The sequence below is a fragment of the Micromonospora sp. NPDC048894 genome (assembly GCF_040649765.1).
In the GTDB taxonomy this organism is placed as follows: domain Bacteria; phylum Actinomycetota; class Actinomycetes; order Mycobacteriales; family Micromonosporaceae; genus Micromonospora; species Micromonospora antibiotica.
The window spans coordinates 246,698-270,925 of sequence record NZ_JBEZFY010000007.1 but is presented as its reverse complement, the minus strand read 5'-3'; the positions used below and the strand labels follow the sequence as shown (position 1 = coordinate 270,925).

At 73.2% G+C, this 24,228-nt stretch carries 19 protein-coding genes; 10 read left to right on the top strand and 9 right to left on the bottom strand.

Features of this window, described 5'->3' with window-relative positions; genetic code table 11:
• Positions 1 to 6: 6 nt before the first annotated feature.
• The gene (locus AB0C22_RS18120) at positions 7 to 945 is read left to right on the top strand and encodes a LysR family transcriptional regulator (RefSeq protein ID WP_208568987.1); all 939 of its coding nucleotides are present in this window, start codon (positions 7 to 9) and stop codon (positions 943 to 945) included.
• Here AB0C22_RS18120 and hrpA read toward each other — a convergent pair whose 3' ends face one another.
• Positions 946 to 5,001, bottom strand: coding sequence for an ATP-dependent RNA helicase HrpA (hrpA, locus tag AB0C22_RS18115; protein WP_357535982.1), 4,056 nt, complete (start codon positions 4,999 to 5,001; stop codon positions 946 to 948). It abuts the gene before it with no gap.
• A 360-nt stretch (positions 5,002 to 5,361) separates the two neighbouring features.
• On the opposite strand from hrpA, the gene AB0C22_RS18110 reads away from it, so the two are divergent.
• Both AB0C22_RS18110 and AB0C22_RS18105 read left to right on the top strand, forming a co-directional pair.
• Positions 5,362 to 5,841: a cytidine deaminase gene (locus AB0C22_RS18110; protein WP_208568985.1), complete on the top strand. Its 480-nt coding sequence runs from the start codon at positions 5,362 to 5,364 to the stop codon at positions 5,839 to 5,841.
• Positions 5,842 to 5,982: 141 nt separating this feature from the next.
• Positions 5,983 to 6,195 carry a hypothetical protein gene (locus AB0C22_RS18105; RefSeq protein ID WP_357535980.1) on the top strand — a complete coding sequence of 71 codons (213 nt, stop codon included), beginning with the start codon at positions 5,983 to 5,985 and terminating at the stop codon, positions 6,193 to 6,195.
• 460 nt (positions 6,196 to 6,655) lie between these two features.
• Here the strand turns inward: AB0C22_RS18105 and AB0C22_RS18100 are convergent, their stop codons facing one another.
• The 3 genes from AB0C22_RS18100 to AB0C22_RS18090 all read right to left on the bottom strand — a co-directional run bounded on the left by AB0C22_RS18100 (position 6,656) and on the right by AB0C22_RS18090 (position 9,841).
• Positions 6,656 to 7,300 (bottom strand): hypothetical protein, encoded by a 645-nt coding sequence (locus AB0C22_RS18100; RefSeq protein ID WP_208568983.1) that lies wholly within the window; start codon positions 7,298 to 7,300, stop codon positions 6,656 to 6,658.
• A 283-nt stretch (positions 7,301 to 7,583) separates the two neighbouring features.
• Positions 7,584 to 9,518, bottom strand: a complete 1,935-nt coding sequence (locus AB0C22_RS18095) for a hypothetical protein (RefSeq protein WP_357535978.1) — start codon at positions 9,516 to 9,518, stop codon at positions 7,584 to 7,586.
• Positions 9,506 to 9,841 carry a helix-turn-helix transcriptional regulator gene (locus AB0C22_RS18090; RefSeq protein ID WP_219469388.1) on the bottom strand — a complete coding sequence of 112 codons (336 nt, stop codon included), beginning with the start codon at positions 9,839 to 9,841 and terminating at the stop codon, positions 9,506 to 9,508. Before AB0C22_RS18090 ends, AB0C22_RS18095 begins: the two co-directional genes overlap by 13 nt.
• A gap of 502 nt (positions 9,842 to 10,343) precedes the next feature.
• Between AB0C22_RS18090 and AB0C22_RS18085 the strand changes: the two genes are divergently transcribed.
• Positions 10,344 to 11,780, top strand: coding sequence for a vanadium-dependent haloperoxidase (locus AB0C22_RS18085; protein ID WP_219469393.1), 1,437 nt, complete (start codon positions 10,344 to 10,346; stop codon positions 11,778 to 11,780).
• A gap of 209 nt (positions 11,781 to 11,989) precedes the next feature.
• Here the strand turns inward: AB0C22_RS18085 and AB0C22_RS18080 are convergent, their stop codons facing one another.
• Together AB0C22_RS18080 and trmB are read right to left on the bottom strand one after the other, a co-directional pair.
• Positions 11,990 to 14,503 (bottom strand): DEAD/DEAH box helicase, encoded by a 2,514-nt coding sequence (locus tag AB0C22_RS18080; RefSeq protein ID WP_208568981.1) that lies wholly within the window; start codon positions 14,501 to 14,503, stop codon positions 11,990 to 11,992.
• Positions 14,504 to 14,655: 152 nt separating this feature from the next.
• Positions 14,656 to 15,285, bottom strand: coding sequence for a tRNA (guanosine(46)-N7)-methyltransferase TrmB (gene trmB, locus AB0C22_RS18075; protein WP_219470850.1), 630 nt, complete (start codon positions 15,283 to 15,285; stop codon positions 14,656 to 14,658).
• A 214-nt stretch (positions 15,286 to 15,499) separates the two neighbouring features.
• Here trmB and AB0C22_RS18070 point away from each other — a divergent pair, with 214 nt between their 5' ends.
• The 3 genes from AB0C22_RS18070 to AB0C22_RS18060 all read left to right on the top strand — a co-directional run bounded on the left by AB0C22_RS18070 (position 15,500) and on the right by AB0C22_RS18060 (position 18,536).
• Positions 15,500 to 16,192, top strand: a complete 693-nt coding sequence (locus AB0C22_RS18070; RefSeq protein WP_357535975.1) for a hypothetical protein — start codon at positions 15,500 to 15,502, stop codon at positions 16,190 to 16,192.
• A 302-nt stretch (positions 16,193 to 16,494) separates the two neighbouring features.
• The gene (locus AB0C22_RS18065) at positions 16,495 to 17,106 is read left to right on the top strand and encodes a class F sortase (RefSeq protein ID WP_219469397.1); all 612 of its coding nucleotides are present in this window, start codon (positions 16,495 to 16,497) and stop codon (positions 17,104 to 17,106) included.
• A 155-nt stretch (positions 17,107 to 17,261) separates the two neighbouring features.
• Positions 17,262 to 18,536: a lanthionine synthetase LanC family protein gene (locus AB0C22_RS18060; RefSeq protein WP_357535973.1), complete on the top strand. Its 1,275-nt coding sequence runs from the start codon at positions 17,262 to 17,264 to the stop codon at positions 18,534 to 18,536.
• A 37-nt stretch (positions 18,537 to 18,573) separates the two neighbouring features.
• Here AB0C22_RS18060 and AB0C22_RS18055 read toward each other — a convergent pair whose 3' ends face one another.
• From AB0C22_RS18055 to AB0C22_RS18045, 3 genes are all read right to left on the bottom strand, one after another.
• Complete coding sequence (locus AB0C22_RS18055) at positions 18,574 to 18,891, bottom strand: antibiotic biosynthesis monooxygenase (protein ID WP_357535971.1); 318 nt, start codon at positions 18,889 to 18,891, stop codon at positions 18,574 to 18,576.
• Positions 18,892 to 19,636: 745 nt separating this feature from the next.
• Positions 19,637 to 20,431 (bottom strand): exodeoxyribonuclease III, encoded by a 795-nt coding sequence (locus tag AB0C22_RS18050; RefSeq protein ID WP_357535969.1) that lies wholly within the window; start codon positions 20,429 to 20,431, stop codon positions 19,637 to 19,639.
• Positions 20,432 to 20,658: 227 nt separating this feature from the next.
• Complete coding sequence (locus tag AB0C22_RS18045; RefSeq protein WP_208568975.1) at positions 20,659 to 21,579, bottom strand: PAC2 family protein; 921 nt, start codon at positions 21,577 to 21,579, stop codon at positions 20,659 to 20,661.
• A 420-nt stretch (positions 21,580 to 21,999) separates the two neighbouring features.
• Here AB0C22_RS18045 and AB0C22_RS18040 point away from each other — a divergent pair, with 420 nt between their 5' ends.
• From AB0C22_RS18040 to AB0C22_RS18030, 3 genes are all read left to right on the top strand, one after another.
• Positions 22,000 to 22,902: a peptidase M23 gene (locus AB0C22_RS18040; protein ID WP_357535967.1), complete on the top strand. Its 903-nt coding sequence runs from the start codon at positions 22,000 to 22,002 to the stop codon at positions 22,900 to 22,902.
• Positions 22,903 to 23,132: 230 nt separating this feature from the next.
• Entirely contained in the window at positions 23,133 to 23,282 is a 150-nt protein-coding gene (locus AB0C22_RS18035; RefSeq protein WP_172898379.1) for a hypothetical protein, read from the top strand.
• Positions 23,283 to 23,470: 188 nt separating this feature from the next.
• Entirely contained in the window at positions 23,471 to 24,190 is a 720-nt protein-coding gene (locus tag AB0C22_RS18030; protein WP_357536115.1) for an EcsC family protein, read from the top strand.
• Positions 24,191 to 24,228: the final 38 nt, after the last annotated feature.

Sequence of the window (24,228 nt, the reverse complement as noted above, 5' to 3'; positions counted from 1 at the left end):
TAAGCTATGAAGATGCAGCTCCATCAGCTGAGGTACTTCGTCGCGGTGGCTGAAGTACGACATTTCACCCAAGCCGCCGACCTCGTCGGCATAACCCAGCCGTCGTTGAGTAAGCAAGTTCACGCTCTGGAGACCGCCCTCGGCGCCCCCCTGTTCGAGCGGGTACGCGGCAACATCGCCCTCACCGCCGCCGGTGAGGTGCTGCTGCCGTTGGCCAAGCGCATCCTCGCCGACGTCGACACCGCCACCCGGGAGGTGCAGGAACTGGTCGGCCTGCGCCGGGGCCGGGTCCGGCTCGGGGCCACCCCCAGCCTGGCCACCTCGCTCGCCCCACCGGTGCTGCGCCGGTTCCGCGACGCCCACCCCGCCGTCGACCTGCGGGTCGAGGAGGGCGGCTCGCAGGACCTGGTCCGCGACCTGCTGCGCGGCGACCTCGACCTCGCCCTGATCATCATGCCCGCGCAGGGGGCCGACCCCGGGCTGCGGGTCGACCCGATCCTGCGGGAGAGCCTGGTGATCGCCTCGGTGGAGCCGCTGCCCGCCGCCCTGGTCAGCGGCGAGTTGCGGATCACCGACCTGCGCGACCAACCGCTGGTGATGTTCCGCGAGGGCTACGACCTGCGCGACGCCACCATCCAGGCGTGCCGGGAGGCCGGCTTCGAGCCCACCTTCTCGGTCGACGGCGGCGAGATGGACGCCGTGCTCAGCTTCGTCGAGGCCGGCCTGGGCATCGCCCTGGTGCCGGGCATCGTGGTCAGCCGCCGCCCCGGCATCCGGGTCACCCGGCTCGCCCCGCCCGGGGTGCGCCGGACCATCGCGGTGGCCCGCCGCCGCGACGTGGTGCCCACCCACGCCGGGCGGGAGCTGCGCCGCATCCTGCTCGACTACGTGCACGCGGCCACCAGCACCAGCGACCTGCCGCCGGGCGTGGAACCGCTGCCCTGATCAGCGCCCCTCGGCGTCGTCCATCGCGCGGTAGATGCGCTGCTCGGAGACCGGATAGGGGGTGCCGAGGGCCTGCGCGAAGACGTTCACCCGCAACTCCTCGATCATCCAGCGGATCTGCCGCACCGGGGCCGAGGCGCGGCGGGCCGGGGGCAGCCCGGCCACCAGGTCCCGGTACTCCTTCTGCACCGTGGCGATCCGGTCCTGCTGGGACTTGTCCCGCTGCGGGTTGGCGGTCAGCCGGTCCAGCCGGCGCTCCATCGCGGTCAGGTAGCGCAGCAGGTCGGGCAGGCGCGCGTAGCCGGTCTCGGTGATGAAGTCCTTGTGCACCAGGCCGGTGAGCTGCTGGCGCAGGTCGGCGAGGGCGGCCACCACGGCCAGGTTGCGGGTCGCGCCGAGGCGCTGCTCCACCGCGTACGCGGCGGCGAGCACCTGGCGGACCCGGCCCATCACCTCCACCACCGTGTCGACCAGGTCGGCGCGGACTCGGTCACGCAGCGCGGCGAAGCCGTCGGCGTCCCAGGCCGGCCCGCCCGCGTCGGCGATCAGCTTGTCGATGGCGGCCCCGGCGGCGTCGGCGATGAGCTGCTGCACCCCACCGTGCGGGTTGCGGCTCAGCGCCAGCTTCGCCTCGTTGCTCAGCCGCCCCTGGAGGAACTGCGCCGGTGACGGCACGGTCAGCCGCAACAACCGCCGGGTGCCCGCCCAGTGCGCGGCGGCCTGCTCCGCCTCGGAGTCGAAGACCTTCACCCCGACCGTCGTACCCTCGTCGACCAGCGCCGGGTAGGCGGTCACCGCGTAGCCGGCCCGGACCTGCTCGATGGTGCGGGGCAGGGTGCCGATGGTCCACCCGGTCAGCCCGGTCCGGGCCACCTCCGGTGCGGCGGCGGCCACCACCTGGCGTACCTCCTGGCGGAGCTGGCGTTGCAGGGCCGGCAGGTCCTTGCCCTCGGCGACCGGCTTGTCGGCGTCACCGATCACCCGGAACGTCACCCGCAGGTGCGGCGGCAGCTTCGCCGGCTCCCACGCCTCCCGGGGCACGGTCACCCCGGTCATCCGGCGCAGCTGCCGGCTGAGCGCGTCCAGCAGCGGCTCCGCACCGGGGGTGATCGCGGCGAGCGCCGCGCGGGCGTGGTCCGGCACCGGGACGAAGTTGCGTCGGATCGGCTTGGGCAGCGACCGGATCAACGCGATCACCAGCTCCTCGCGCAGCCCCGGCACCTGCCAGTCGAAACTCTCCGCCGGCACCTGGTTGAGCAGCGGCAGCGGGATGTCGACGGTGACGCCGTCGGTGGCGGCCGTCGGGTCGAAGGTGTACGTCAGCGGCAGGGTCACCCCGTCGGCCTGCCACTCGTCCGGGAAGTCGGCCTCGTCGACCCCGCCACGCCCGGCGTTGACCAGCACCTCCCGGGTGAGGGTGAGCAGGTCGGGCTGCTCGTGCCGGGCCTTCTTCCACCAGGCGTCGAAGTGTCGCCCGGAGACCACGTCGGCGGGGATGCGCTGGTCGTAGAAGGCGAAGATGCTCTCGTCGTCGACCAGGATGTCCCGGCGGCGGGCCCGGTTCTCCAGCTCCTCGATCTCGGTGCGGAGCTTCTCGTTGTCCCGCCAGAACGGGTGGTGGGTCTGCCAGTCCCCCTCGACCAGGGCGTGCCTGATGAACAGCTCCCGGCTCAGCGCCGGATCGATCCGCCCAAAGTTGACCTTGCGGGAGGTGACCAGCGGGACGCCGTACAGGGTGACCTTCTCGTAGGCCATCACGGCGGCCTGCTTCTTCTCCCAGTGTGGCTCGCTGTAGCTGCGCTTGACCAGGTGCTGGGCCAGCGGCTCCACCCACTCCGGCTCGACCCGCCCGGCGACCCGGCCCCACAGCCGGGAGGTCTCCACCAGCTCGGCGGCCATCACCCAGCGCGGCGGCTTCTTGAACAGCGCCGAGCCGGGGAAGACCGCGAACTTCGCCCCCCGCGCGCCCAGGTACTCGTGCTTCTGGGCGTCCTTGAGCCCGATGTGCGACAGCAGGCCGGGCAACAGCGACTGGTGCACCTTCGGGGTGTCGATCTCCTCCGGCAGGTCGGCGGCCGGACCGCGCCGGCCCCCGTCGGGCGGGGCCTGCGTCGCGCCCCGCCGCCCCCGCCGCCCGTCACCCTGTTCCGGGGTACGCAGCACCTGGCGCAACTGGGCGACGATGTCCTGCCACTCGCGTACCCGCAGGTAGTTGAGGTACTCCGCCCGGCACATCCGGCGGAACGCGCTGGACGACAGCTCCCGCTGCTGCTCCCGCAGGTAACGCCACAGGTTGAGGAACGACACGAAGTCGGACTCGGAGTCGGCGAACCGGGCGTGCGCCTGGTCGGCCTGGGCCTGCTTCTCCGCCGGCCGCTCCCGCGGGTCCTGGATCGACAGCGCGGCGGCGATCACCAGCACCTCGGTGGCGCAGCCGTTACGCTCGCCCTCGATCACCATCCGGGCCAGCCGGGGGTCGACCGGGAGCTGGGCCAGCCGCCGGCCCAACGGGGTGAGCCGCCTGGCCGGGTCGGCCTCGGTCGGGTCCAACGCGCCCAGCTCGTGCAGCAGGTTGACCCCGTCGGTGACGTTGCGCCGGTCCGGTGGGTCGATGAACGGGAACGCGGCGAGGTCACCGAGACCGATCGCGGTCATCTGGAGGATCACCGAGGCCAGGTTGGTGCGCAGGATCTCCGGGTCGGTGAACTCCGGCCGGGAGGCGAAGTCCTGCTCGTCGTAGAGCCGGATGCAGATACCGTCGGAGGTCCGGCCGCAGCGGCCCTTGCGCTGGTTGGCCGACGCCTGGGAAACCGGCTCGATGGGCAGCCGTTGCACCTTCAACCGGCTGGAGTAGCGGGAGATCCGGGCCGAACCCGGGTCCACCACGTACTTGATGCCGGGCACGGTCAGCGAGGTCTCCGCGACGTTCGTGGCGAGCACCACCCGGCGACCGGGGTGGGCGGCGAAGACCCGATGCTGCTCGGCCGCCGACAGCCGGGCGTACAGCGGCAGGATCTCGGTGCCCAGCAGCGAGCGTTTCGACTGGGTCAGCTTGCCCAACGCCTCGGCGGTGTCCCGGATCTCCCGCTCCCCACTGAGGAAGACCAGGATGTCGCCCGGCCCCTCGGCGGCCAGCTCCTGCACCGCGTCGCCGATCGCCTGGATCTGGTCGCGGACGTTCTCCTCGTCGTCGGCCCCGTCCTCGTCGCCCTCGGCGACCTCGACCAACGGCCGGTAGCGCACCTCCACCGGGTACGTCCGCCCGGACACCTCGACGATCGGCGCGGGCCGGCCGTCGGCGTCGGCGAAGTGCTCGGCGAACCGGGCGGTCTCGATCGTCGCCGAGGTGATGACCACCTTGAGGTCGGGCCGCTGGGGGAGCAGTTGCCGCAGGTAGCCGAGGATGAAGTCGATGTTGAGGCTGCGCTCGTGCGCCTCGTCGATGATCAGGGTGTCGTACTGGCGCAGCATCCGGTCGGTCTGCAACTCGGCCAGCAGGATGCCGTCGGTCATCAGCTTGACCAGGCTGCGGTCGCTCACCTGGTCGGTGAAGCGGACCTTGTAGCCGACCACGTCCCCCAGCTCGGTGCCGAGTTCCTCGGCGATCCGGTCGGCGACCGTCCGGGCGGCCAACCGGCGGGGCTGGGTGTGCCCGATCAGCCCGGTGATCCCACGCCCCAACTCCAGGCAGATCTTGGGCAGCTGGGTGGTCTTGCCGGAGCCGGTCTCACCGGCCACGATCACCACCTGGTGGTCACGGATTGCGGCGGCGATGTCGTCGCGGCGCTCGCTGACCGGCAACTGCGCCGGATAGGTGATGCTCGGCACGGCGGCCCGCCGGGTGGCCAGCCGGGCCTCCGCCCGGGACACCTCCCCGGCGATCTCGACCAGCGCCTCGTCGCGCCGCTGCGGGTCACGCAGCTTGCGTACCCCGTCCAGCCGACGCTGGAGGCGGCGCTGGTCGCGGAACATCAGCGGGGTGAGACGGCGGTGCAGCTCACGGGCGGACACGGCATCGGCGGGCGCGGCGGGGCCGGAGGCGGTTGGATTCTGCATGTCGTCGCCAAGGATAGGCAGCCCGCCGCCGGACCGCCCCCGGGTTACGCCTCCCGGGCTACGGCGCCGCCTCCGCCGTGTGGATGTGGTCCGGGTGGCGGTCTGTTGCGGGGCGGCCCCCGGGTAGCGGCTTTCGGGCGCGGCGCCGCGTCCACCGTCGGGTGCCTCCGGTCCGGGCAGGTCACGGTGTCGACGCGCCGACGGGTCACGGCGTTGCGGGCCGAGGGGGTCGAGACGCAGGTCACGGTGCTGCGGGCCGGGCGGTCCAGGTGTCGCCGCGTCCGTCGGAGCGCTGCCCGGGAAACCGGCCGTCGCCGGGCTACGCTGACCGCCGGACGACGCGACACGGGGGGCTGCCGGATGACGACGACGATGCTGGACACCGACCGCGCACTGGTCCAGGCGGCCACTGCGGTCGCCAAGCTGCGCTGCCGCAGCGACAACCACTCCGTCGCGGCGGCCGCCCGGACCGCCGACGGCCGGGTGTTCACCGGGGTGAACCTCGCCCACTTCACCGGCGGCCCCTGCGCCGAGCTGGTGGCCCTCGGCGCCGCCGCCACCCAGGGGGAGACGGAACTGGAGACCATCGTCGCCGTGGGCGACCGGGGGCGCGGGGTGCTCCCGCCGTGCGGACGATGCCGGCAGGTACTGCTCGACTACCACCCGGGCATCCAGGTCATCGTCGGGCCGATCGACGCGCTGCGGAAACTGCCGGTGACCGACCTGCTGCCGGACAGCTACGTCTGGGCCGACCAGCAGCTGGATGCGTCGGCGATCGTGCGGACCGGGCAGTGGCCGATGCCGACGGTCCCGGCCAGCCGGCCCGCCTCGGAGGACTGACCCGGCGTCGAGCCCCGATCCCTCCCGGTCCCGGCTTCTCGGTGTGGAGCCCCTGTTCTCTACTCCTCGGTCCTTGGCGTCAACCCGTGGGCCGATTCTTGGTGTCGAACCGTGGGCCGATCCTTGGCGTCGCTGGACTCGGTGGAGGCGTTCCTGCGCGGTCTTCTCGGCTGGCGCGAGTTCTTCCGGCAGCTACCCGTCGGCCGCTCCTTGGTGTCGAACCGTGGGTCCTCGGTGTCGACGTCGGGGTCTCGATCCGTCAGGGCAAGCGTGACGCATGACGTCTCCGGCGATGCCTGGAAGATCCGCGTCGGCATCGCCAACAAGATCCTCGATGCCCTGGCCAGCACCTGACGGACTGATCCACCTCGCCCGCCCTCCGAAGTAGGACGGGCCTCCTCCCCGGACCCGGGTCTCCTTCCTTGGCACCAGGGGCCCTGCCCCGAACCCTGGGGGTCCTTGCTCGGCACCGTGGCCCCTTCCCTGACACCTGGGCCCCTTCCCCGGCACCGGGTGCGTCTTTTCCGACCGCAGTTGGAGGCCACTACATCCTGGTTCGAGCACGATCTTGCGCCGCGCGGACCCGCATCCTCGGCCTCGCTACGCCGGTCCCCGTGGTACCGAGTCCAGGGGGCGTCCGCGCGGCGGGATGGGCGGGGTGGTGAAAGCCAGCAGCGTCCGAGCCTCGACGCTGCTGGGGGGTGCGCTGCTGGGTGGGCCGGGGGAGGGTGGTCGCGGTGGGTCGGTGGGCTGCCGGTGGGCGCTGGCCGGTCCGGGTGGGCTCTGCTCCTCCCGGACCGGCCGTTGCCCGGGATCAGGCGGCGGTGGACCAGATGGCGCGGAAGGCGGCGGCCTCGCCGGCCAACCACTGCTCCACCTGTGCCGACTTGACGTGCTCGGGTGTCCGGTGCGCCACCCCCCGCCGCACGTCGACCAGGACCGGCTCGGCGTGCGGCAGCACCGCGTCCATGTGCCGGGCCATCAGGTGCAGGGTGGCCAACGCCGCCTCCTCGCTCGGCGGGGTCTCGTCGAAGTGCAGCCGGACCGCCTCGGCGTGACCGTCGGCGTACCGGATGCCGAAGTGGGGGTTGATCTTGACGGGTAGGTCGCCGAGCATCGCGAGGGCGTCGCGGGTCTGCGCCAGGTCGATGCCGGCCGGCTCGCCCAGCGACTCCAGCCAGGCCGTCGCGCCGGGCACCAGTGCCTGGTAGAGCGGACGCCAGCGCGGCTTGACCACGTCGGCCACGCCGGCCAGGTGGGTGCCGCCGGTGTGGAAGGCGATGTCGGCCTTGAGCGCCTTGACGAACTGGCCGTGCGGGTTGAAGCCGTGCCGGCTGGCTCGCTGCTTGCGCAGCCCGCCGACGAAGCTTGCCTTGGTGGGCCCGGTGCGGTCGACGTACCGGGTGAAGCCGAGGAGGGTGGCGTACGGCGTGAGGGGGGCGTTGACGGGCGCGGTCACGAGCGTCCTCCCAGGTCAGGAACTCGATTAGTACATACATTCTAATCGACGGGTGTGACATCTCCCAGGGTCTGGAGGGGGGTTCTCTTGTCCTGTCCAGTCGAGCCTTGCGGTGTCCAGATCCACCTGGCGGGGGTTGACATGGAACGGTCCGTTCGTGGCGTACACGATGCAGGTCTGACGGACTCCGCGATGACCGTCCAGACCTACTTTCGGGGCGCTGGCCAGCGACCAGCCGACCGAGATCTTCGGCTGGACCGGCCAGCAGCCGTGTCCGCGCTGCTCAGGAGCCCTGGAACGCCCGCCAGAACGGCGGCTCGCCTTGACCGGCCGGTGCGGTGACGCCCGACTCCGGCAATCCCGGCGCCGGGTCCAACACCAGCGGCCGCAGCAGCCGCGCCACCACCAGGCCGACCACCACCGCGATCAGCGCTCCGATGGTGTCCTGGTCGGCGCTGTTGACCGGCGGGCTGCCGGCCATCGCGGTGAATAGGCTGCCGACCGGCAGGAGGATCGAGAGGTAGGTCAGCGGCACGATCAGCGCAGGGATGGCGACTGCAGCGACGGCGAGGGCCACCATGGGGCGCAGCCACTGCCGGGCCGTGCGCGGGCGGGACCCGGCCAGCATCACCACGGCGAACAGGGCCAGCGCGAGGGCCAGCAGGACCCCGTGGAACCGGCCGTCAACGGGCTGCGGATACCGCAGGCGCACCAGCCACGGGCCGGCGGCGGCGAGCAGGACGGCCGCAACCGTGGCGGCGGCCCGCCAGCGGCTGACCGTCCCGGCCGCGCGGACCGCGGCGAGCACGGCGACCGCCGCAAGCAGCGAACCAGCAGCCGCACTGCCCAGGTTCAATCCGGGCTCCCCGTCGGTCGGTGACTCGGTCTGGGTCGTGATGGCCGACAGCACGGCGGCGACGATCGCCACGGTCAGCAGCACCGGCGGGCGGGGCACGACCGCTGCGGCGCCGATGACTGCACAGGCCACCACGGCGACCGAGACCGCCGCGACAGCCAGCCCGGTGGTGGCCGAGGACGTCAGGTCCAGCTGGTCGAGCACGATGTCGGCGGCCAGCCCGGCGACCCCGCCGAACAGCACGCCGCGGGTGGCCCGGCGGTCCCCGCGTACCTGCACGACCAGGCTCAGGACGATCGCGATCAACGCGCTCCAGCGCAGTTCCCGGGCCCAGTACGTGTTGTTCTCGCCGATCGCGCCGTCGGTCGGCTCGCTCAACGGTTGCCACACCGTCATGCCGATCGCCCACACCAGCGCCGCGGCGGCGGCCAGCACCGTCAGCACAACCCGGACCACGGTGACCCGGGGACCGGCGGCCGGAACCGCAACGGCGGGTACGGCAGCCGAGGCCCGCGACGCGAGCCCGTCCTCGGCCGGTGCCGACCAGCGGCGCACCACGGCCCGGCCGAAGACGACCGCACACACCGTCCATGGCAGCAGGAACAGTCCGACGCCGGCCAGCTGGTCTGGTAGGAGGAACATCGGCACGCCCGGGACGCCCTGCGACAACAGCACGCCGACGACGGGCGGCAGGACCACGGCGACCGGCACGGCGACCACCGGCCAGATCCGGGCGCCGCGGATGCCGGTGACCACCAGCAACCCGGTGGTCACCGCCCACACCGCGGCCATCGCCACGGACACCACCAGCGGTTCGTAGGTCAGCTCGGCCAGAACGTACGGCATCGGCACGGCCAGCGGCACGACCACCGAGGCGGCGGCGCCCAGACTGCCTGCCGGGCCCGGCTCCGGCGCCACACGCCGACCGGCCCACCGACCCACCAGGACGGCGTAGACCATCACCACGGCGGCGGTCACGCCGGCATGGAACAGGCGGCCGATCAGGAACCCGGTGTCGTCGGCCGGCACGAGTTCCGGCAGTGACGTGACCATCTCCCGGACGACCAGGGCCAGCCCGTAGCCGAAAGCGCCGGCCATCGCTACCCGCGCCATGGTCCGCAGCGTCGCCCCAGCCCGCATCCACTCCCAGCTGCCGCGTGGCGCCCCACTCTCGTCGAAGGTCAGCGGCGTGACGGCGAGACTGGCCGCGAAGGCCATCCGGCGCCATCCGGTGCCGCGGCGCTGCCGCAGCATGGCGACCTCGGCGACCCATTCGCGGGCCATGTCGTCGCGCTGGCTGACCGGCCAACGCCGGGCGGCCGTCCGCAGGCAGGCCGCGATCAGCCGGTCTACGAAGCCCACGTCGGCTCCACCCGGACGGCCGCGCCGGGCGTGGCGGTGCGCTGCCGGTAGGCGGCGAGCCCGGCCCGGGCGGCCACGAGGCCGTCGGCGCTGAGCCGGTACCAGCGACGGGCCGGCCGGCCCGCCGCGGAGGGATCGATGTCCTCCCAGTGCGCGTCGAGCCAGCCGGCGTGCTGCAGCCGGCTGAGGATCGGGTAGACGGTACCGCTGGGATAGCCGGTCACCTGCATGATGTCGAGGCCGTACCGTTCGGCTGCCGGGTCGGTGAGAAACGCCGCCAGCACGCCGGCCACGGCGGCCGTCATACGAGGGGATGACGCCATGGGCCGTACGCTACATAGGGTCGGCGAGTTTGGCTACATAGGGTCTCAGAGATGGCCGGCGCCGCATCGTTGCGGTCCGAACATCACCGGGTCCCGGAGATCGTCGGCCCGGCGCGTCCGGTGGACGCGGCCCGCCCGCCGGAAGCTCCGGGGCGGGGGCGCGTGGCCCAGCCCCGTGTGGTCGACCCCCGGGCGGGGCTGTCACCTGGCACAACGTACGTGCCCGGTTCCGTTGCACCGTTTTCTCGAATGCCTACTCCCGACAGTCGCCCACAATTTCGGTGCTTTCGCTTGACCCGTCGTGCCGCCGGTGGCAACCATTGATTGTCGACATCCAATCCAGGATCGGGGCGTCGAATCGCCGACGTCTCCGCAGCTCAGATCCGGCGAGAATTGCACCCAACGGCATTGTTCCCGCAATGCGCGTCAAATTCTGGCCGCCCATCCGAATACGGTACGGGTGTCGAGAAACTGTCTGTCCACCACACCTCGGGGGAGCATCGTGGACCCAATCATGTACTGGAACGAGGTCGCTCTGGAAGCGGACCGGGTCACCCACACGACGGGTGATCCGACCGAGGCGGGGGCGCGGGGCCCGCTCGGCAGTTCGCGGGCGCTGGCCATCACCCACCTCGCCATGCACGACGCGTTCTTCGGCATCGTCGGCGGGCAGGAGCCGTACCTCGGCAACCGGCTGCCGACGCCGCCGACCGGGGGCGACGTGGCCGCCGCCGTCGCGGGCGCGGCCCGGACGACGCTGAGCGCGCTCTACCCGGCGCAGCGGGACCACTTCGCGGCCCGGCACCTCGCGGCCGGGCTGGTCGACGGCAAACACGCCGCCGAGAGCCACGACTACGGGCGGCGGGTGGCCGGGAAGCTGCTGGCGCTGCGCCGGGGCGACCCTGGTCACGGCGACGAGGGCTACGTGCCCTCGCTCGCCCCGGAACACCACCGGGAGGACCCGGACAACCCCGGGCAGGGTTTCTACGCGCCCTTCCACGGTGCCCGCTCAGCCTGCTTCGCGGTCAGCGTCCGCCACCGTCTGGACGGCCCGCCGCGTCCCGGCGACCGGGCCTACCGGCGGGCCCTGCGGCAGATCCGCGGCAAGGGCATCGCTGCGCACCTCACCGGTACGCTGCCCGACCGGTTCCCGCAGCGGACGCCCACCGAAACCGGCATCGGGCTGTTCTGGGCCTACGACGGTGCCAAGGGCCTCGGCACGCCACCACGACTGTTCAACCAGATCGTCCGGCGGGTCGCCCGGGCGCGGGACAACGACCCGGCCGCCAACGCCAGGCTGTTCGCACTGGTCAACACCGCGATGGCGGACGGTGGGATTCTCTGCTGGACCGAGAAGTACCGCCACGACCTGTGGCGTCCGGTGGTCGGGATCCGGGAGCACGACAGTGCGCTGGGGCCGACCGGACAGGGCGGTACGGAACTGGACCCGGACACTGACATCGGGTGGCTGCCGTCGGGTGCGCCGAACACCAACAACGTCGGGCAGAAGAACCGCACCCCGAACTTCCCCGCCTACCCGTCGGGTCACGCGACGTTCGGTGCGGCGGCACTGCAGACGGTGCGCCAGTTCTATGGCCGGGGCGGCCACGGCCCGGACGACCTCGCCGACGGGCTGGAGTTCGTGTCCGACGAACTGAACGGCATCAGCGTGGACAACACCGGCACGGTACGTCCACGCCTGGCACGCCGGTTCCCCGGCGGGCTGTGGCAGATGATCGAGGAGAACGGTCGTAGCCGGGTCTACCTCGGGGTGCACTGGGTGTTCGACGCGTTCGCCGTGGACGACGAGGACCGGATCGATCTCGGCCCCAACGTCGGCGGTGTGCGGCTCGGGCTGGCCGTGGCCGACGATCTCGCGACGCACGGTCTGCACGCCGCCACGGCGGCGGGACCGGCCGAGGAACCCGCCGGTTCCTGACCGATCCGGTCACCCGGGCGGTGCGGGCGCACCGTGGGCGAGGTGGCGGTGTCACCAACAGGTGATGCCGCCGCCTCGCCGGGGCCGGGTCGAGCACCGTGGCGGAGCGGGGCCGAGCACCGTGGCGGGGCCGGGTCGAGCACGGTCGGCGGGGCCGGGTCGACCACCGTCAGGTCGATCCGGCAGCCGACCGCACCCCGACCTCCGCGCTAGAGCTGCCCGACGTCCGTCACCCGGACGACGGCGGCCCCCACCTCGTCCGAGGCGGCCAGGTCGACCTCGGCGCTGATCCCCCAGTCGTGGTCGCCCTCCGGGTCGTCCAGGATCTGCCGGACGGCCCACTTCTCCCGCCCCTGTTCGATCATGAGCAGCGCCGGGCCGCGCGCGTCCGGCCCCACCCCGATCCCGTCGTACGCCTCGAAGTACGGCTCCAGCGCCTCCGCCCAGGCGTCGGCGTCCCAGCCCGATGCGCCGTCCAGCTCGCCGAGGTCCCACCAGCGGCGCAGGGCGGCCAGCTCGACCCGACGGAACAACGCGTTGCGGACCAGCACCCGGAAGGCGCGGGCGTTGCGGGTGACCGCCGGCACCCGCTCCTCAAGCGACGCGTGCGCCAATGCGGCGTCGGCGACGTCGGAGGGGTTGCGCAGCCGCTCCCACTCGTCGATCAGGCTGGAGTCGACCTGGCGGACCAGCTCGCCCAGCCACTCGATGAGGTCGATCAGCTCCTCGGTCTTGGCGTCCTCCGGGACGGTCTGCCGCAGCGTCTTGTACGCGTCGGCGAGGTAGCGCAGGACGAGGCCCTCGGAGCGGGTCAGCCCGTAGAACTGCACGTACTCGCCGAAGGTCATCGCGCGTTCGTACATGTCCCGCACGACGGACTTGGGGGAGAGCTGGTGGTCGGCCACCCAGGGGTGCCCCTGCCGGTACATCTCGTACGCGGCGTGCAGCAGCTCCGCCAGCGGCTTCGGCCAGGTCACCTCGTCGAGCAGCTCCATGCGGGCCTCGTACTCGATGCCGTCGGCCTTCATCGCGGCGACCGCCTCGCCGCGCGCCTTGAACTGCTGCGCGGAGAGCACCTGGCGGGGGTCGTCGAGGATCGACTCGATCACGCTCAACACGTCCAGGGCGTACGACGGGGACTCGACGTCGAGCAGTTCGATGGCGGCCAGCGCCAGCGGCGACAGCGGCTGGTTGAGCGCGAAGTCGAGCTGGAGGTCGACGGTGAGCCGGACCCGCCGGCCGGTCTCGTCGGGCGTGTCGAGCTGCTCGACCACCCCACCGGCGCGCAACGCCCGGTAGATGGCGATCGCCCGACGGATGTGTCGGCGCTGGGCAGCGGCGTCCTCGTGGTTGTCGGTGAGCAGGTGCCGCATCGAGGCGAACGCGTCACCCGGCCGGCCGATCACGTTGAGCAGCATCGAGTGGCTGACCTGGAAGCTGGAGGTGAGCGGCTCCGGCTCGGCCTCGACCAGGCGCTGGAAGGTCGGCTCGCCCCAGCCGATCGAGCCCTCCGGTGGTTTCTTCTTCACCACCTTGCGGCGTTTCTTCGGGTCGTCGCCGGCCTTGGCCAGCGCTTTCTCGTTGTCGATGACGTGTTCGGGGGCCTGCACCACGACCCGCCCGATGGTGTCGAAGCCGGCCCGTCCGGCCCGACCCGCGATCTGGTGGAACTCGCGGGCCTTGAGCAGCCGGGTGCGTACCCCGTCGTACTTGCTCAGGCCGGTGAACAGCACGGTGCGGATCGGCACGTTGATGCCCACGCCCAACGTGTCGGTGCCGCAGATGACCTTCAGCAGGCCGGCCTGGGCCAGGGTCTCCACGAGCCGGCGGTACTTGGGCAGCATCCCGGCGTGGTGCACGCCGATGCCGTGGCGCACCAGCCTCGACAGCGTCTTGCCGAAACCGGAGGTGAACCGGAAGTTCCCGATCGCGGTGGCGATCATGTCCTTCTCGGCCCGGGAGCAGACGTTGACGCTCATCAGCGCCTGGGCGCGTTCCAGCGCCGCGGCCTGGGTGAAGTGCACCACGTACACCGGGGCCTGCTTGGTCTCCAGCAGCTCTTCGAGCGTTTCGTGCAGCGGCGTCATCGCGTACGAGAAGATCAGCGGGACCGGCCGCTCGGCCGACCGGACGACGGCGGTGGACCGGCCGGTACGCCGGGTCAGGTCGTCGACGAACCGGGTGGTGTCCCCCAGGGTGGCCGACATCAGCACGAACTGCGCCTGCGGCAGCTCGATGATCGGCACCTGCCAGGCCCAACCCCGGTCGGGCTCGGCATAGAAGTGGAACTCGTCCATCACCACCTGGCCGACGTCGGCCCGTGCCCCCTCGCGTAGCGCCAGGTTGGCCAGGATCTCGGCGGTGCAGCAGATGATCGGGGCGTCGGCGTTGACGCTGGCGTCGCCGGTGAGCATGCCGACGTTCTCCGCGCCGAACACCTCGCACAGCGCGAAGAACTTCTCCGACACCAGGGCCTTGATCGGGGCGGTGTAGAAGCTCGTCCGGTCGTCGGCCAGGGCGGTGAAGTGCGCCGCGATCGCAACCAGGCTCTTGCCCGAACCGGTCGGCGTATTCATGATCACGTTGGCGCCGGAGACGATCTCGATGACCGCCTCCTCCTGGTGGGGGTAGAGGTTCAGCCCACGCTCGGACGCCCAGCCGGCGAACGCGTCGAAGAGGGTGTCGGGGTCGGCGCTTCGAGGCAGCGCGGCAGTCAGCGTCATAGCGTCCCCATCGTGCCCGCACCACCACCCCGCCCGCCAACCGGGCCACCCGCCCGCCCCGATCGGTCCCCGCCACCCGCCCGGTTTCCCGGATGGCCGAGGAGGCGGTGTCGCCGGCGGTCGGATGCCGCCGGGCGGGCGGTCCGACGGGCTCAGGGGCGGCGGCGGTGGATCAGGTCGAAGACGGGACGCCCGGCGGTCAGCGCGCGGCGTTCGAACTTGGTCACCGGGCGGTGGTCGGGGCGGGGCGCAAAGCCTGCGTACCCGTCGACCAGCTCCGGGTCGGCGGTCAGCGTCGAGCGCATCGACTCGGCGTACTCGGCCCAGTCGGTGGCGCAGTGCAGCGTCCCGCCGCCGGCCAGCCGGGACCGCAGCAACGCCACGTGCTCCGGCTGGATGATGCGCCGCTTGTGGTGCCGCGACTTGGGCCACGGGTCGGGAAAGAACACGTGCACCGCGTCCAGACAGCGCTCCGGCATGGCCCGGACCAGGTCCAGCGCGTCACCCTGGGCGACCCGGACGTTGCCCAGGCCGTCCCGCTGCACCAGGTCGAGCAGGTGGGCGATGCCCGGGGTGTGCACCTCGACCGCGAGGTAGTCCCGGTCCGGGTCGGCGGCGGCCATCGCCGCGGTGGCGTCACCCATCCCCGAGCCGATCTCCAGCACCACCGGCGCACCGCGACCGAAGAACCCGGCCGGATCGACCGGCCCGTCGAGGTCGGCGATCTCGATCCCGTACGCCGGCCAGAGCCGGGCCAGCGCGTCGGTCTGCCGGCTGCTCATCCGGCCCCGACGGGGATGGAAGGTGCGGATCCGGGTGGCCGACGGGGCCACCGGGACGGCGGGGTTCTGGTCGATGGAGGTCACAGCGACCCGAGCGTACGCGACGGTTCCGCCGTATCGGATGTGCCGTCGGTCGGGGGGTGAGACGATTCATCCCGTACGGCAGGTCGGCGTCCGGGTCGTCCGGCGCTGCCCTGGGCGCCGGGAGGGGGACATGGTGGCGATCGCGCTGTACCGCACCGCGCTGGCGGTCGCCGTCGGTGCCCTCGCCCCCGCGCTCTGGCACGCCGCCCCGGTCTCCGCTGCTCCGCCCATCTCGGCCGTCCCGGTCTCCGCTGTCCCGGTTGCGGCTGTCCCGCCGGCTGTGCCGTTGCTCGCTGGTCCGCCCCTGCTGTTGGCCGGGCCGGTCGTCGGCCCGGCGGTCGCTGCTGCGGCCCCCGGCCCGGGGCAACCCGCGCCGGACCAGGGCGGAGATCCGCAACCACCGCCCGGCGTGGTCTTCGTCGAGGTGACCCCGGGCACCGTCGAGCCTGGCTATCTGGTCGGCATCGAGGCGAGCTGTCACGACAACTCGATCCCGGCGACAGTCGTCTCGGACGCCTTCGGTCGGGTCCAGGTGCAGCCGCAGCACGGACGGCTCACCGCCGCCCCGATGGTCAGGGACCGGGTCCGGCCCGGCAACTACCGGATCAAGCTGGAATGTCCCGACGGGGCGACCGCCTCGACGGCGCTCCAGGTGGTCAAGAAGGTCAAGCCCAGCCCTGGTCCGCACACCGGCTTCGGCGGTGCGGCGGACGGCGGGTTGCCCGGCGGACTGCTGGTGCCCGGCGGGTTGGCGCTGACCATCGCCGGGGCCGTCGTCGGGATCGTGGCGGCCCGCCGGCCGCGTGGCGTCGCCGGGAGCTGACCATGCCCCCACCGCCCGTCCCCTCAGGCCCCCGTAACGGTCCGTTCCGACCGTCCCCCGGCCCGAACCCGCAGCACCACGACCCGGTCCGGCTACCCGGTGGCCAGGCGTCGCCGGGCGGCCCGGTGCCACCCCGCAGCGGTCCGTTCCCGCCACCCGGTGGGCTGATCCCGCCGGGTGTCGCTGCGTTCCCGCCGCGTGGTGGCCCGTTCCCACCGCCCGGTGGGCCGACGGCGCAGCCGGGCGTCCCCGGGCCGGCGGCGTCGCCCGGGGGCCCGGCGTCGACCCGCAGTCCCTGGTCGGTGCCGCTGGCCGTGCTGCTGGTGCTGCTGGGTGTCTTCGCCACCGGGGCCGGGCTGGGTCGTACGGTCGGGCCACTGGACCGGACCGACACGACGGCGCAGCGTCCGGCGGCCGGTGCCCGGCAGAGCCCCACGCCGGGCGGCCTGCCGGCCAGCCGACCGGTCCGGCTCACCGTTCCGACGATCAAGGTGGCCGCCCCGGTGGCCCCGGTCGGTCAGGCCCGGGACGGGTCGATCGACGTCCCGCCGCTGGACCGGCACCAGGAGACCGGCTGGTACGACCGGGGTCCGACCCCCGGCGAGCCGGGCCGGGCGATCATCGTCGGCCACGTCGACTCGAAGGACGGGCCGTCGGTCTTCTACGACCTGCGCAAACTCAAGCCAGGTGATCGGATCGAGGTGACCCGCGACGACCGCCGGGTGGTGGTGTTCCGGGTCGACTCGGTGGAGTTCTTCGACAAGTCGGCCCTGCCCGCCGACCGGGTCTACGGCGACAGCGGAGCGCCGGCCCTGCGGTTGATCACCTGTGGTGGCCAGTGGATCGGCGGGCGTACCGGCTACGCCGACAACGTCATCGCCTTCGCCTCGCTGGCCGAGACCCGCTCACCCTGACCCCCGCTCACCCTGACCCCCGCGCCCCGCCGCGCCGGCCGGGTCCGCCGCCTGACCGGGGCACGGCCGGGACCGCCCACCCCGACCGGTCGTGGCCGGGGTGTGCGCCCGATATTGCGGGGACGCCGTCGGGCGGCGGTGGCAGGATCGGCGCGGTGACGGCGGACGTGGTGCGGCAGGCGTTCAGGTGGATCGAGTCGGTGGCGGTGCCCGCCGAGGGCGGTCTGGGGTGGCAGGAGGCGGGTGAACGCTTCGACGACCTCTATGCCGGGACCGCCGGGGTGCTGCTCGGCTGTGCCGAGGCCACGGCCACCGGCCGCCACCCGGCCGATGGGCCCGTCGTCACCACGACCGACGGCGTCGCCACCGCAGCGGGGTCGGCGCTCGGCCGGGTCGCGGCCGGGGCCCGGGGTCGGCTGGTGCATCTTGCCCGGCACGAGCCGGACGCCGCGACGATGCCCGACGACGGGCTGTTCGGCGGCTGGGCCGGGGTGGCGGTCGCGTTGCGCGCCTGGGGCCGGGTCTCCGGCGACCGGGTGGCCCTCGACACCGCCGCATCGGTGACGGTCCGGATAGCCGAGCGGCTGCTGCGCCGTCCGGTGGACCCGGGCCGGTGTTCCGATGTCATCTCCGGCGACGCCGGCATCCTGCTGGCCCTCCTCGACGTCCTCGACGATGACGCCGATCCGGTGGTGGCGCAGGCGGCCCACGTCCTGGCCGACGGGCTGGTGGGGTTGGCCGAGGACCGGCCCGACGGCCTGCACTGGCGGATGCGGGCGGGCGACGAGCGCCTCATGCCCGGCTTCTCCCACGGCACGGCCGGCGTCGCCTACGTCCTGGCCACAGCCGGCGACTCCCTGCGTCGCGACGATCTGCGCGATATCGCCGTGCGCGCCGCCGACGGACTGTTGGCCCTGGGGCGCCGCCCCGGCGGGTGGGCGCTGCCGCTGCTGGTTCCGCCCCGCCCGGACCGTCCGGCGGTCACCTTCGGCTGGTGCCACGGCCCGACCGGCACGGTACGACTCTTCGCCCTCCTCGACGCCGTCGACCCGCAGCCCCGCTGGCGGCTGGCCGTCGAGGAATGCCTGGGGGCGCTGCGCGACAGCCGTCTCCCGCAGCGGCTCTACCCGGGGTACTGGGACAATCTCGCCCGCTGCTGCGGCACCGCCGGGGTCGGCCAGATGCTGGTCGACCGCTTCCAGGATGCCGGCGACCCCGCCCTGCTCACCTGGGCCGACACGCTCGCCGAGGACGTTCTCGCCCGTACCGTGTCCACCTCGGCGGGCGTCACCTGGTCGAACACCGAGCACACCAGGACCCCGCCGCAGCTGCCGCCGGAGCCCGGCTTCATGCAGGGTGCCGCCGGCATCGCCGGCTGGCTCGCCCGGCTGGCCGCCCCCGCCACCGCCCCCGTCCTGCCCTGGATCTGAGCCGCCCGCCGGCGACCGCCGCGGGCGGTATCGCCGGTCAGCCCTTGCCGGTCACCTGCTGGACCACCTCGAACTCCAGCAGCGTCGCGCCGGAGGCGACCGGCCGCCGCTGCTCGCCGTCCTCGCCGGCATGTGCGGCCCGGGACGACCCGGCGGCCCATGCCTGGTACGCCTCCTCCGTCTCCCACCGGGTGTAGACGAAGTAGCGGCTCTCCCCGGCGACCGGGCGCAGCAGCTCGAAGCCGAGGAAACCCGGGGAATTCTCCACCGCGCCGGCCCGAGCGGCGAACCGCTTCTCCAACTCCTCGCCGGCACCGGGCGGGACGTCGATCGCGTTGATCTTCACGACTGCCATCCCACCACCCTAACCCTGCCCCTGCGGCCGGACCGTCCGGCGGCCAGCCTGGCCGTACGCCGTCGGTGGTGCCCGCGCGACGCGGAGTTGCCGTGCAGGATGCGGCGGGCGGACCCGGGGCGGCGCGTGGCGCGCGGGCTGCGGGGCGTGGGCGCATGCCGAGCGCGGGGAGACGCGCCTCCGGCGGGGGGAGCGCGGAGCGCACGCGGCTTTGTGGAGAGTTGTTGTCGCCAGGGGCGCAACAACTCTCCACAATCCGCCTGCGTCGCCCGGTCGCCGGCCGGCCGGATGGCGGGCGGGGGCGGGCAGCCGCCGGCAGAGTGGTGGGGGAGAGGCGCGGCCGGCGCGGGACGGTCAGTCGGCGGGCGGGCGGGCCCAGGTCAGGAAGCAGTCGGTCAGGTCGGCCTGGCGACCGCTGTCGAGTCGCGTCAGGTGGTCGGTCGCCTCCACCGACAACCGGGACAGCAGGATCAACAGGCCCGGCCGGTCGCCGTCGTACCTCGCGAGGAGCGCGAGTTTCGCCTCGCCGCACGGCCAGGGCCGTGCGGCGACCCGGCGCCGGTGATCCGGCCCGGCCCCCGGTAGGCCTGGAGCGTGGCGTGGCTTCGTCGACCGCGCCAAGACGTCCCACCCCCGATAGGCGGCAGCGGCACGCAGGGACGCCCCGGGCGGGGCACGCCCTGACAGGAGGGGGCGCCCCCATAGGCGGGAGCCGGAACCGTTGGCGGCGCTGTCCCGGGGCGGGTCAGGGTGCGTCGACAGCTGGTTGGTCGGTGTCGACCACGATCGGGGCATGGTCGGAGGGGCCTTTGCCCTTGCGGGCCTCCCGGTCGACGTACGCGGCGTGGACCGTCGCGGCCAGCGGCGCGGACGCGTACACCAGATCGATGCGCATGCCCTTGTTCTGGTGGAACATGCCGGCCCGGTAGTCCCAGTAGGTGTATGGGTGCGGGCCCTTCATCGGGGTGGGCACCACGTCGCTGAGCCCGAGGTCGCGCAGGGCGGCCAGGGCGGCCCGCTCGGCGGGGGTGACATGCGTGGAGGTGACGAAGAGCGCCGGGTCCCAGACGTCGGCGTCGGTCGGGGCGACGTTGAAGTCCCCGCAGACGGCGACCGGCCCACCGGCGGCCACCTCCGGTTCCAGGGCGTCCCGCAGCGCCGCGAACCAGGCCAGCTTGTACGCGTAGTGCGGGTCGTCGACCGCCCGGCCGTTCGGGACGTACACCGACCAGATCCGGACCCCGGCGCAGGTGGCGGAGATGGCGCGGGCCTCGGGCTGCGGAAAGCCCGGTTCGCCGGGGAAGCCGACGGTGACGTCGGTCAGGCCGACGCGGGACAGGATCGCCACCCCGTTCCACCGGCCGTCGCTGTGGCTGGCCACCTCGTAGCCCAGCTCACCGACCTCGGCGACCGGGAAGGCCCCGTCCGGGCACTTGGTCTCCTGGAGGCAGACCACGTCGGGGGTGGTGCCGGCGAGCCAGTCCAGCAGCCGGGGGAGGCGGGCCTTCACCGAGTTCACGTTCCAGGTCGCCAGGCGCATGTGCCCAGCCTGCCGCATCCCGGCCCGCCCCGCCGGGCAGCGGAGTCGGCGTGGTCACCGGCTCCCCGCCGCTGCGGGCTCCGCGCACCGCCGATCCTGGCGGCGCAGGGGCTCGCCGATCCTGGCGGCGCGGGGGCTCGCCGGGCCGCCCTCGGCGTGCCGGTACCTCGGGGATGACCGGGCGGCGGCGTCCCGGGTCGGGTCGCCGCCGCCGTGGTACGGGTGGGTCAGGTGCCCGGGGTGTCGCCCGGTCGGGTCTGCTCGGCGAGGAAGCGTTCCAGCTCGGCGCCCAGCTCGTCGGCGGTGGGCAGCGGGCCGGTCTCGGCGGCCAGCAGGTTCTTCTCGCCCCGTCCCCGGGCGAACGCGTCGTACTGCTCCTCCAGGGCGGTGACCAGTGCGGCGGCCTCGTCGGTCTGGGCGACCTGCCGGTCGATCTCGACCCGGACCACCTCGGCGGCGGAGCGGAGGCTGTCGTTGGGCAGCAGCAGGCCGGTGCTGCGCGACACCGAGGAGAGCAGCACCTCGGCGGCGGCCGGGTACTCGGTCTGCGCGACGTAGTGCGGCACGTGGGCGGAGAACCCGAGGGCGTCCCGGCCGGCCTGGCCGAGCCGGTATTCCAGCAGGTGCCCGACGCTGCCCGGGACCTGCACCCGCTGCAACCACGGCTCGTAGCCGGAGATCAGTTCCCGGCGGGTGGCGTGTGCGGTGACCCCGGTGGGTCGGGTGTGCGGCACGGCCATCGGGATCGAGTTGAGCCCGACGGTGAGTCGGACGTCGAGTCGGGCGGCCACCGCGCTGACCGCCGCCACGAAACGCTCCCACTGCAGGTCCGGCTCCGGGCCGGTGAGCAGGAGGAACGGTGTCTCGTCGTCGTCGTGCAGCAGGTGCAGGGCAAGCTCGGGGGCGTCGTAGTCCTCCCAGTGGTCCTCGACGAAGGTCATCACCGGGCGGCGGGACCGGTAGTCGAAGAGCTGGTCGACGTCGAAGGTGGCGATCGTGCGGGCGTCCAGCGAGGTGAGCAGCTGCTCGCGGGCCAGCCGACTGGCGTTGCCGGCGTCGACGAAGCCGGTGAGCGCCTGGATCAGCACCGGCTGGCCGAGGTCGGGCAGATCGTCGGTGAGCTCGTAGAGCTCGTGTGGGTCGAGCACCGGTCGGACCTCCTGAGGAAACACGCGCGTACGGGCGACCGTGCGCGGACGGCACCCGGTTCGGGGAACGTACCTGTCGGCGTCATCCATTCCAGCACTGGGCGTGTCGTGACCGATCCGGCTATCAAACCCGGAGGAAGCCACCAATTCGCCGATAGTGCCGGGGCGACTCGGTCGGATGGTTCCGGCCTGTCACCCGAAAGGCGGACATAGTGGATCATGCGGCCGGCCGCGGCGCTCTGGGCGGTTGACCACGCGGGACGACGTTGCCCGGATTTCCTGACCGTAATGCCTGTTGCGGGAGGTCTGTCACCCTGGCCGCGCGTCCACGACGGGTGTCCCACCCGTAGGTGCGCGATTGTGATGAGGGCCACCCTGTGACGGTGGGTCACCGGATAGGAGCGTGTCTAGCCTCGGCGGATGCGTGACGACGACACCATCGACGACCAGGTCGCCCCCAAGGGCATGACTGGCCGTTCGGACGACACCCCCTCGTCCGTTCAGGTCGGCGTTCTCGATGAACCCCGCTCCTTCCGTACCCGCCTCGGCGGGCTCCTTAACCTCCGACGCCGCCCGGTGCGTACCCGGGTGGCCCTCGCCGCCGGGGTGCTCTGCTGCCTCGGCGCGACCGCCGTCGCCGGCGCACAGGCCCTGCCGGACGAGCCGACCGCCGACCGGGCCGGCACCGAGGCGGCGCTCGCCGAGCGCAGCCGGCAGGCCGCCTCCCGCGCCGAGATCCGTACCCCGGTCACCATCGTTCCCGGCACCCCCACCGCCAGCCCGACCGTCGCCAGCCCGACGGCCGCCGCCCCGACGCCGACCGCGACCAGGACCATCAGGCCCAAGCCCCGCCCCAAGCCCACGCCGAAGCCGAAACCGAAGCGGATCGTCCCGGTGGCCGGTCTCGACCAGGCCCAGATGGACAACGCCAAGGAGATCGTCAAGGCCGGGCGGGCGATGGGTGTGCCCCGCCGGGCCCTGATCATCGCGGTGGCCACCGCGATGCAGGAGAGCAACCTCTACAACTACGCCAGCGGCGTGCTGCCCGAGTCGCAGAACTACCCGCACCAGGCGATCGGCTGGGACCACGACTCGGTCGGGCTGTTCCAGCAGCGGCCCAGCAGCGGCTGGGGCGAGGTCGGTCAGCTGATGGACCCGGCGTTCGCCACCCGGGCGTTCCTCACCGCGCTGCTGGCGATTCCCGGCTGGGAGGACCTGCCGTTGACCGTCGCCGCGCAGGCCGTGCAGATCTCGGCCTACCCGGACCTCTACGCCCAGCACGAGTGGCGGGCCACCGAGGTGGTCGGCGCCATCCTGGTCTGAGCCACCCCCGTCCGGCCGGAGCGGAATCCGCCCCGGTGACCCGGCCCGCCCGAGCCCGGCTCGGGCGGGCCGGTCCCGTTCGTCCCGTCCTGCGGGCCCGGGCCGTGCGGGGCGGTCGGGTCCGTTCGGGGCGAAACCGGTCGGTGGTTATCCTCGACCGGACACAGTGGACGGTTGGCGGTTGCTCGAATCGGGTACACATGACGCAGGACACCCGATCGGAGGACGACATGTCAGCACTGATGCAGCGGATCAGCGCCTTCCTGCGCTCGCCCAAGGGGCAGCAGTTGGTCGACCGGGGTCGGCGCGAGCTGGCCAAGCCGGAGAACCAGGCGCGGCTCAAGCAGGCTGCCAGCAAGCTGTCGGGTCGCCGCCGCTGACCGCCCCTGAACCGATTCCACCCCCGGGAGCCTTTGTGACCGACGCCGTGCCTGTCGACGACGAACCGACCGTCCCCACGCCGCCGGTCCGGGCCGACACACCGGCGGTCCCCGCGCCGCCGCCCGCCGCCCCGACGGCCGCGCCACCACCGGCGGCCCCGGGAACGGCTGTCGCAGCGGTGCCGGGGGTGGCTGTCACGGCGGTGCCGGGAGCACCGGCGGGTGACCCGGGTGACGCCCCCGAGGCGCCGCCGGCCCGGCTCTGGGACCGGATGCGGGAAGATCCGCAGTACGCCCCGGAGCACCTGGCCCTGGAGGCGGTCCGCCGGCTCGGCCCGGAGGCGGCGCAGTGGCTCGCCAGGGCGCGGGCGGGACGACCCGACGCGACCGCCGACCAGTTGGCCGAGCAGGCGATCCGGCGCTTCGTCAACCGGGCCCGGCTCTCCGGGGCGGTCTCCGGCGCGGCGGGGCTACCGGGTGCCGTCATCGACGTCGGGGTGCTGGCCTGGACCCAGGCCCGCCTGGTGTTGCACGTCGCCGCCGCGTACGGGGTGGACCCTGAGCACCCGGACCGGGCCACCGACCTGCTCGTCCTGCAGAAGGTGCACAAGGCGGCCGAGACGGCCCGGCTGGCGCTGGGCGTCGCGGCCGGTCGGGAGCGGGCCGGTGCGCTGTTCGGCCACGCGGCCCAGAACCCGCTGGGGCGGGTGATGCTGCAACTGGGCGTCCGGCTGGCCCGGATGGCCGGGGTGCGGGCGGCGAAGCGGGTCTTCGCCAAGGTCGTCCCCGGGGCCGCGATCATCCTCGGCACCTGGGCCAACTCGTCGGCCACCAAGGATCTCGCCGAGCGCGCCCAGACGCTCTACCGGGAACACCGGGGCGGGGTGCCCCAACCGCGTCGCCCCTGATCAGTGGGCATACCGGGTCCGGCCCGGCGGCTGCCCGG

Bases quoted from the DNA above. Each gene is read 5' to 3' on its own strand.
- AB0C22_RS18120 (WP_208568987.1), top strand. From the start codon at position 7: ATGAAGATGCAGCTCCATCAGCTGAGGTACTTCGTCGCGGTGGCTGAA.
- hrpA (WP_357535982.1), bottom strand. From the start codon at position 5,001: ATGCAGAATCCAACCGCCTCCGGCCCCGCCGCGCCCGCCGATGCCGTG.
- AB0C22_RS18110 (WP_208568985.1), top strand. From the start codon at position 5,362: ATGACGACGACGATGCTGGACACCGACCGCGCACTGGTCCAGGCGGCC.
- AB0C22_RS18090 (WP_219469388.1), bottom strand. From the start codon at position 9,841: ATGGCGTCATCCCCTCGTATGACGGCCGCCGTGGCCGGCGTGCTGGCG.
- AB0C22_RS18080 (WP_208568981.1), bottom strand. From the start codon at position 14,503: ATGACGCTGACTGCCGCGCTGCCTCGAAGCGCCGACCCCGACACCCTC.
- trmB (WP_219470850.1), bottom strand. From the start codon at position 15,285: ATGAGCAGCCGGCAGACCGACGCGCTGGCCCGGCTCTGGCCGGCGTAC.
- AB0C22_RS18070 (WP_357535975.1), top strand. From the start codon at position 15,500: ATGGTGGCGATCGCGCTGTACCGCACCGCGCTGGCGGTCGCCGTCGGT.
- AB0C22_RS18055 (WP_357535971.1), bottom strand. From the start codon at position 18,891: ATGGCAGTCGTGAAGATCAACGCGATCGACGTCCCGCCCGGTGCCGGC.
- AB0C22_RS18050 (WP_357535969.1), bottom strand. From the start codon at position 20,431: ATGCGCCTGGCGACCTGGAACGTGAACTCGGTGAAGGCCCGCCTCCCC.
- AB0C22_RS18040 (WP_357535967.1), top strand. From the start codon at position 22,000: ATGCGTGACGACGACACCATCGACGACCAGGTCGCCCCCAAGGGCATG.
- AB0C22_RS18035 (WP_172898379.1), top strand. From the start codon at position 23,133: ATGTCAGCACTGATGCAGCGGATCAGCGCCTTCCTGCGCTCGCCCAAG.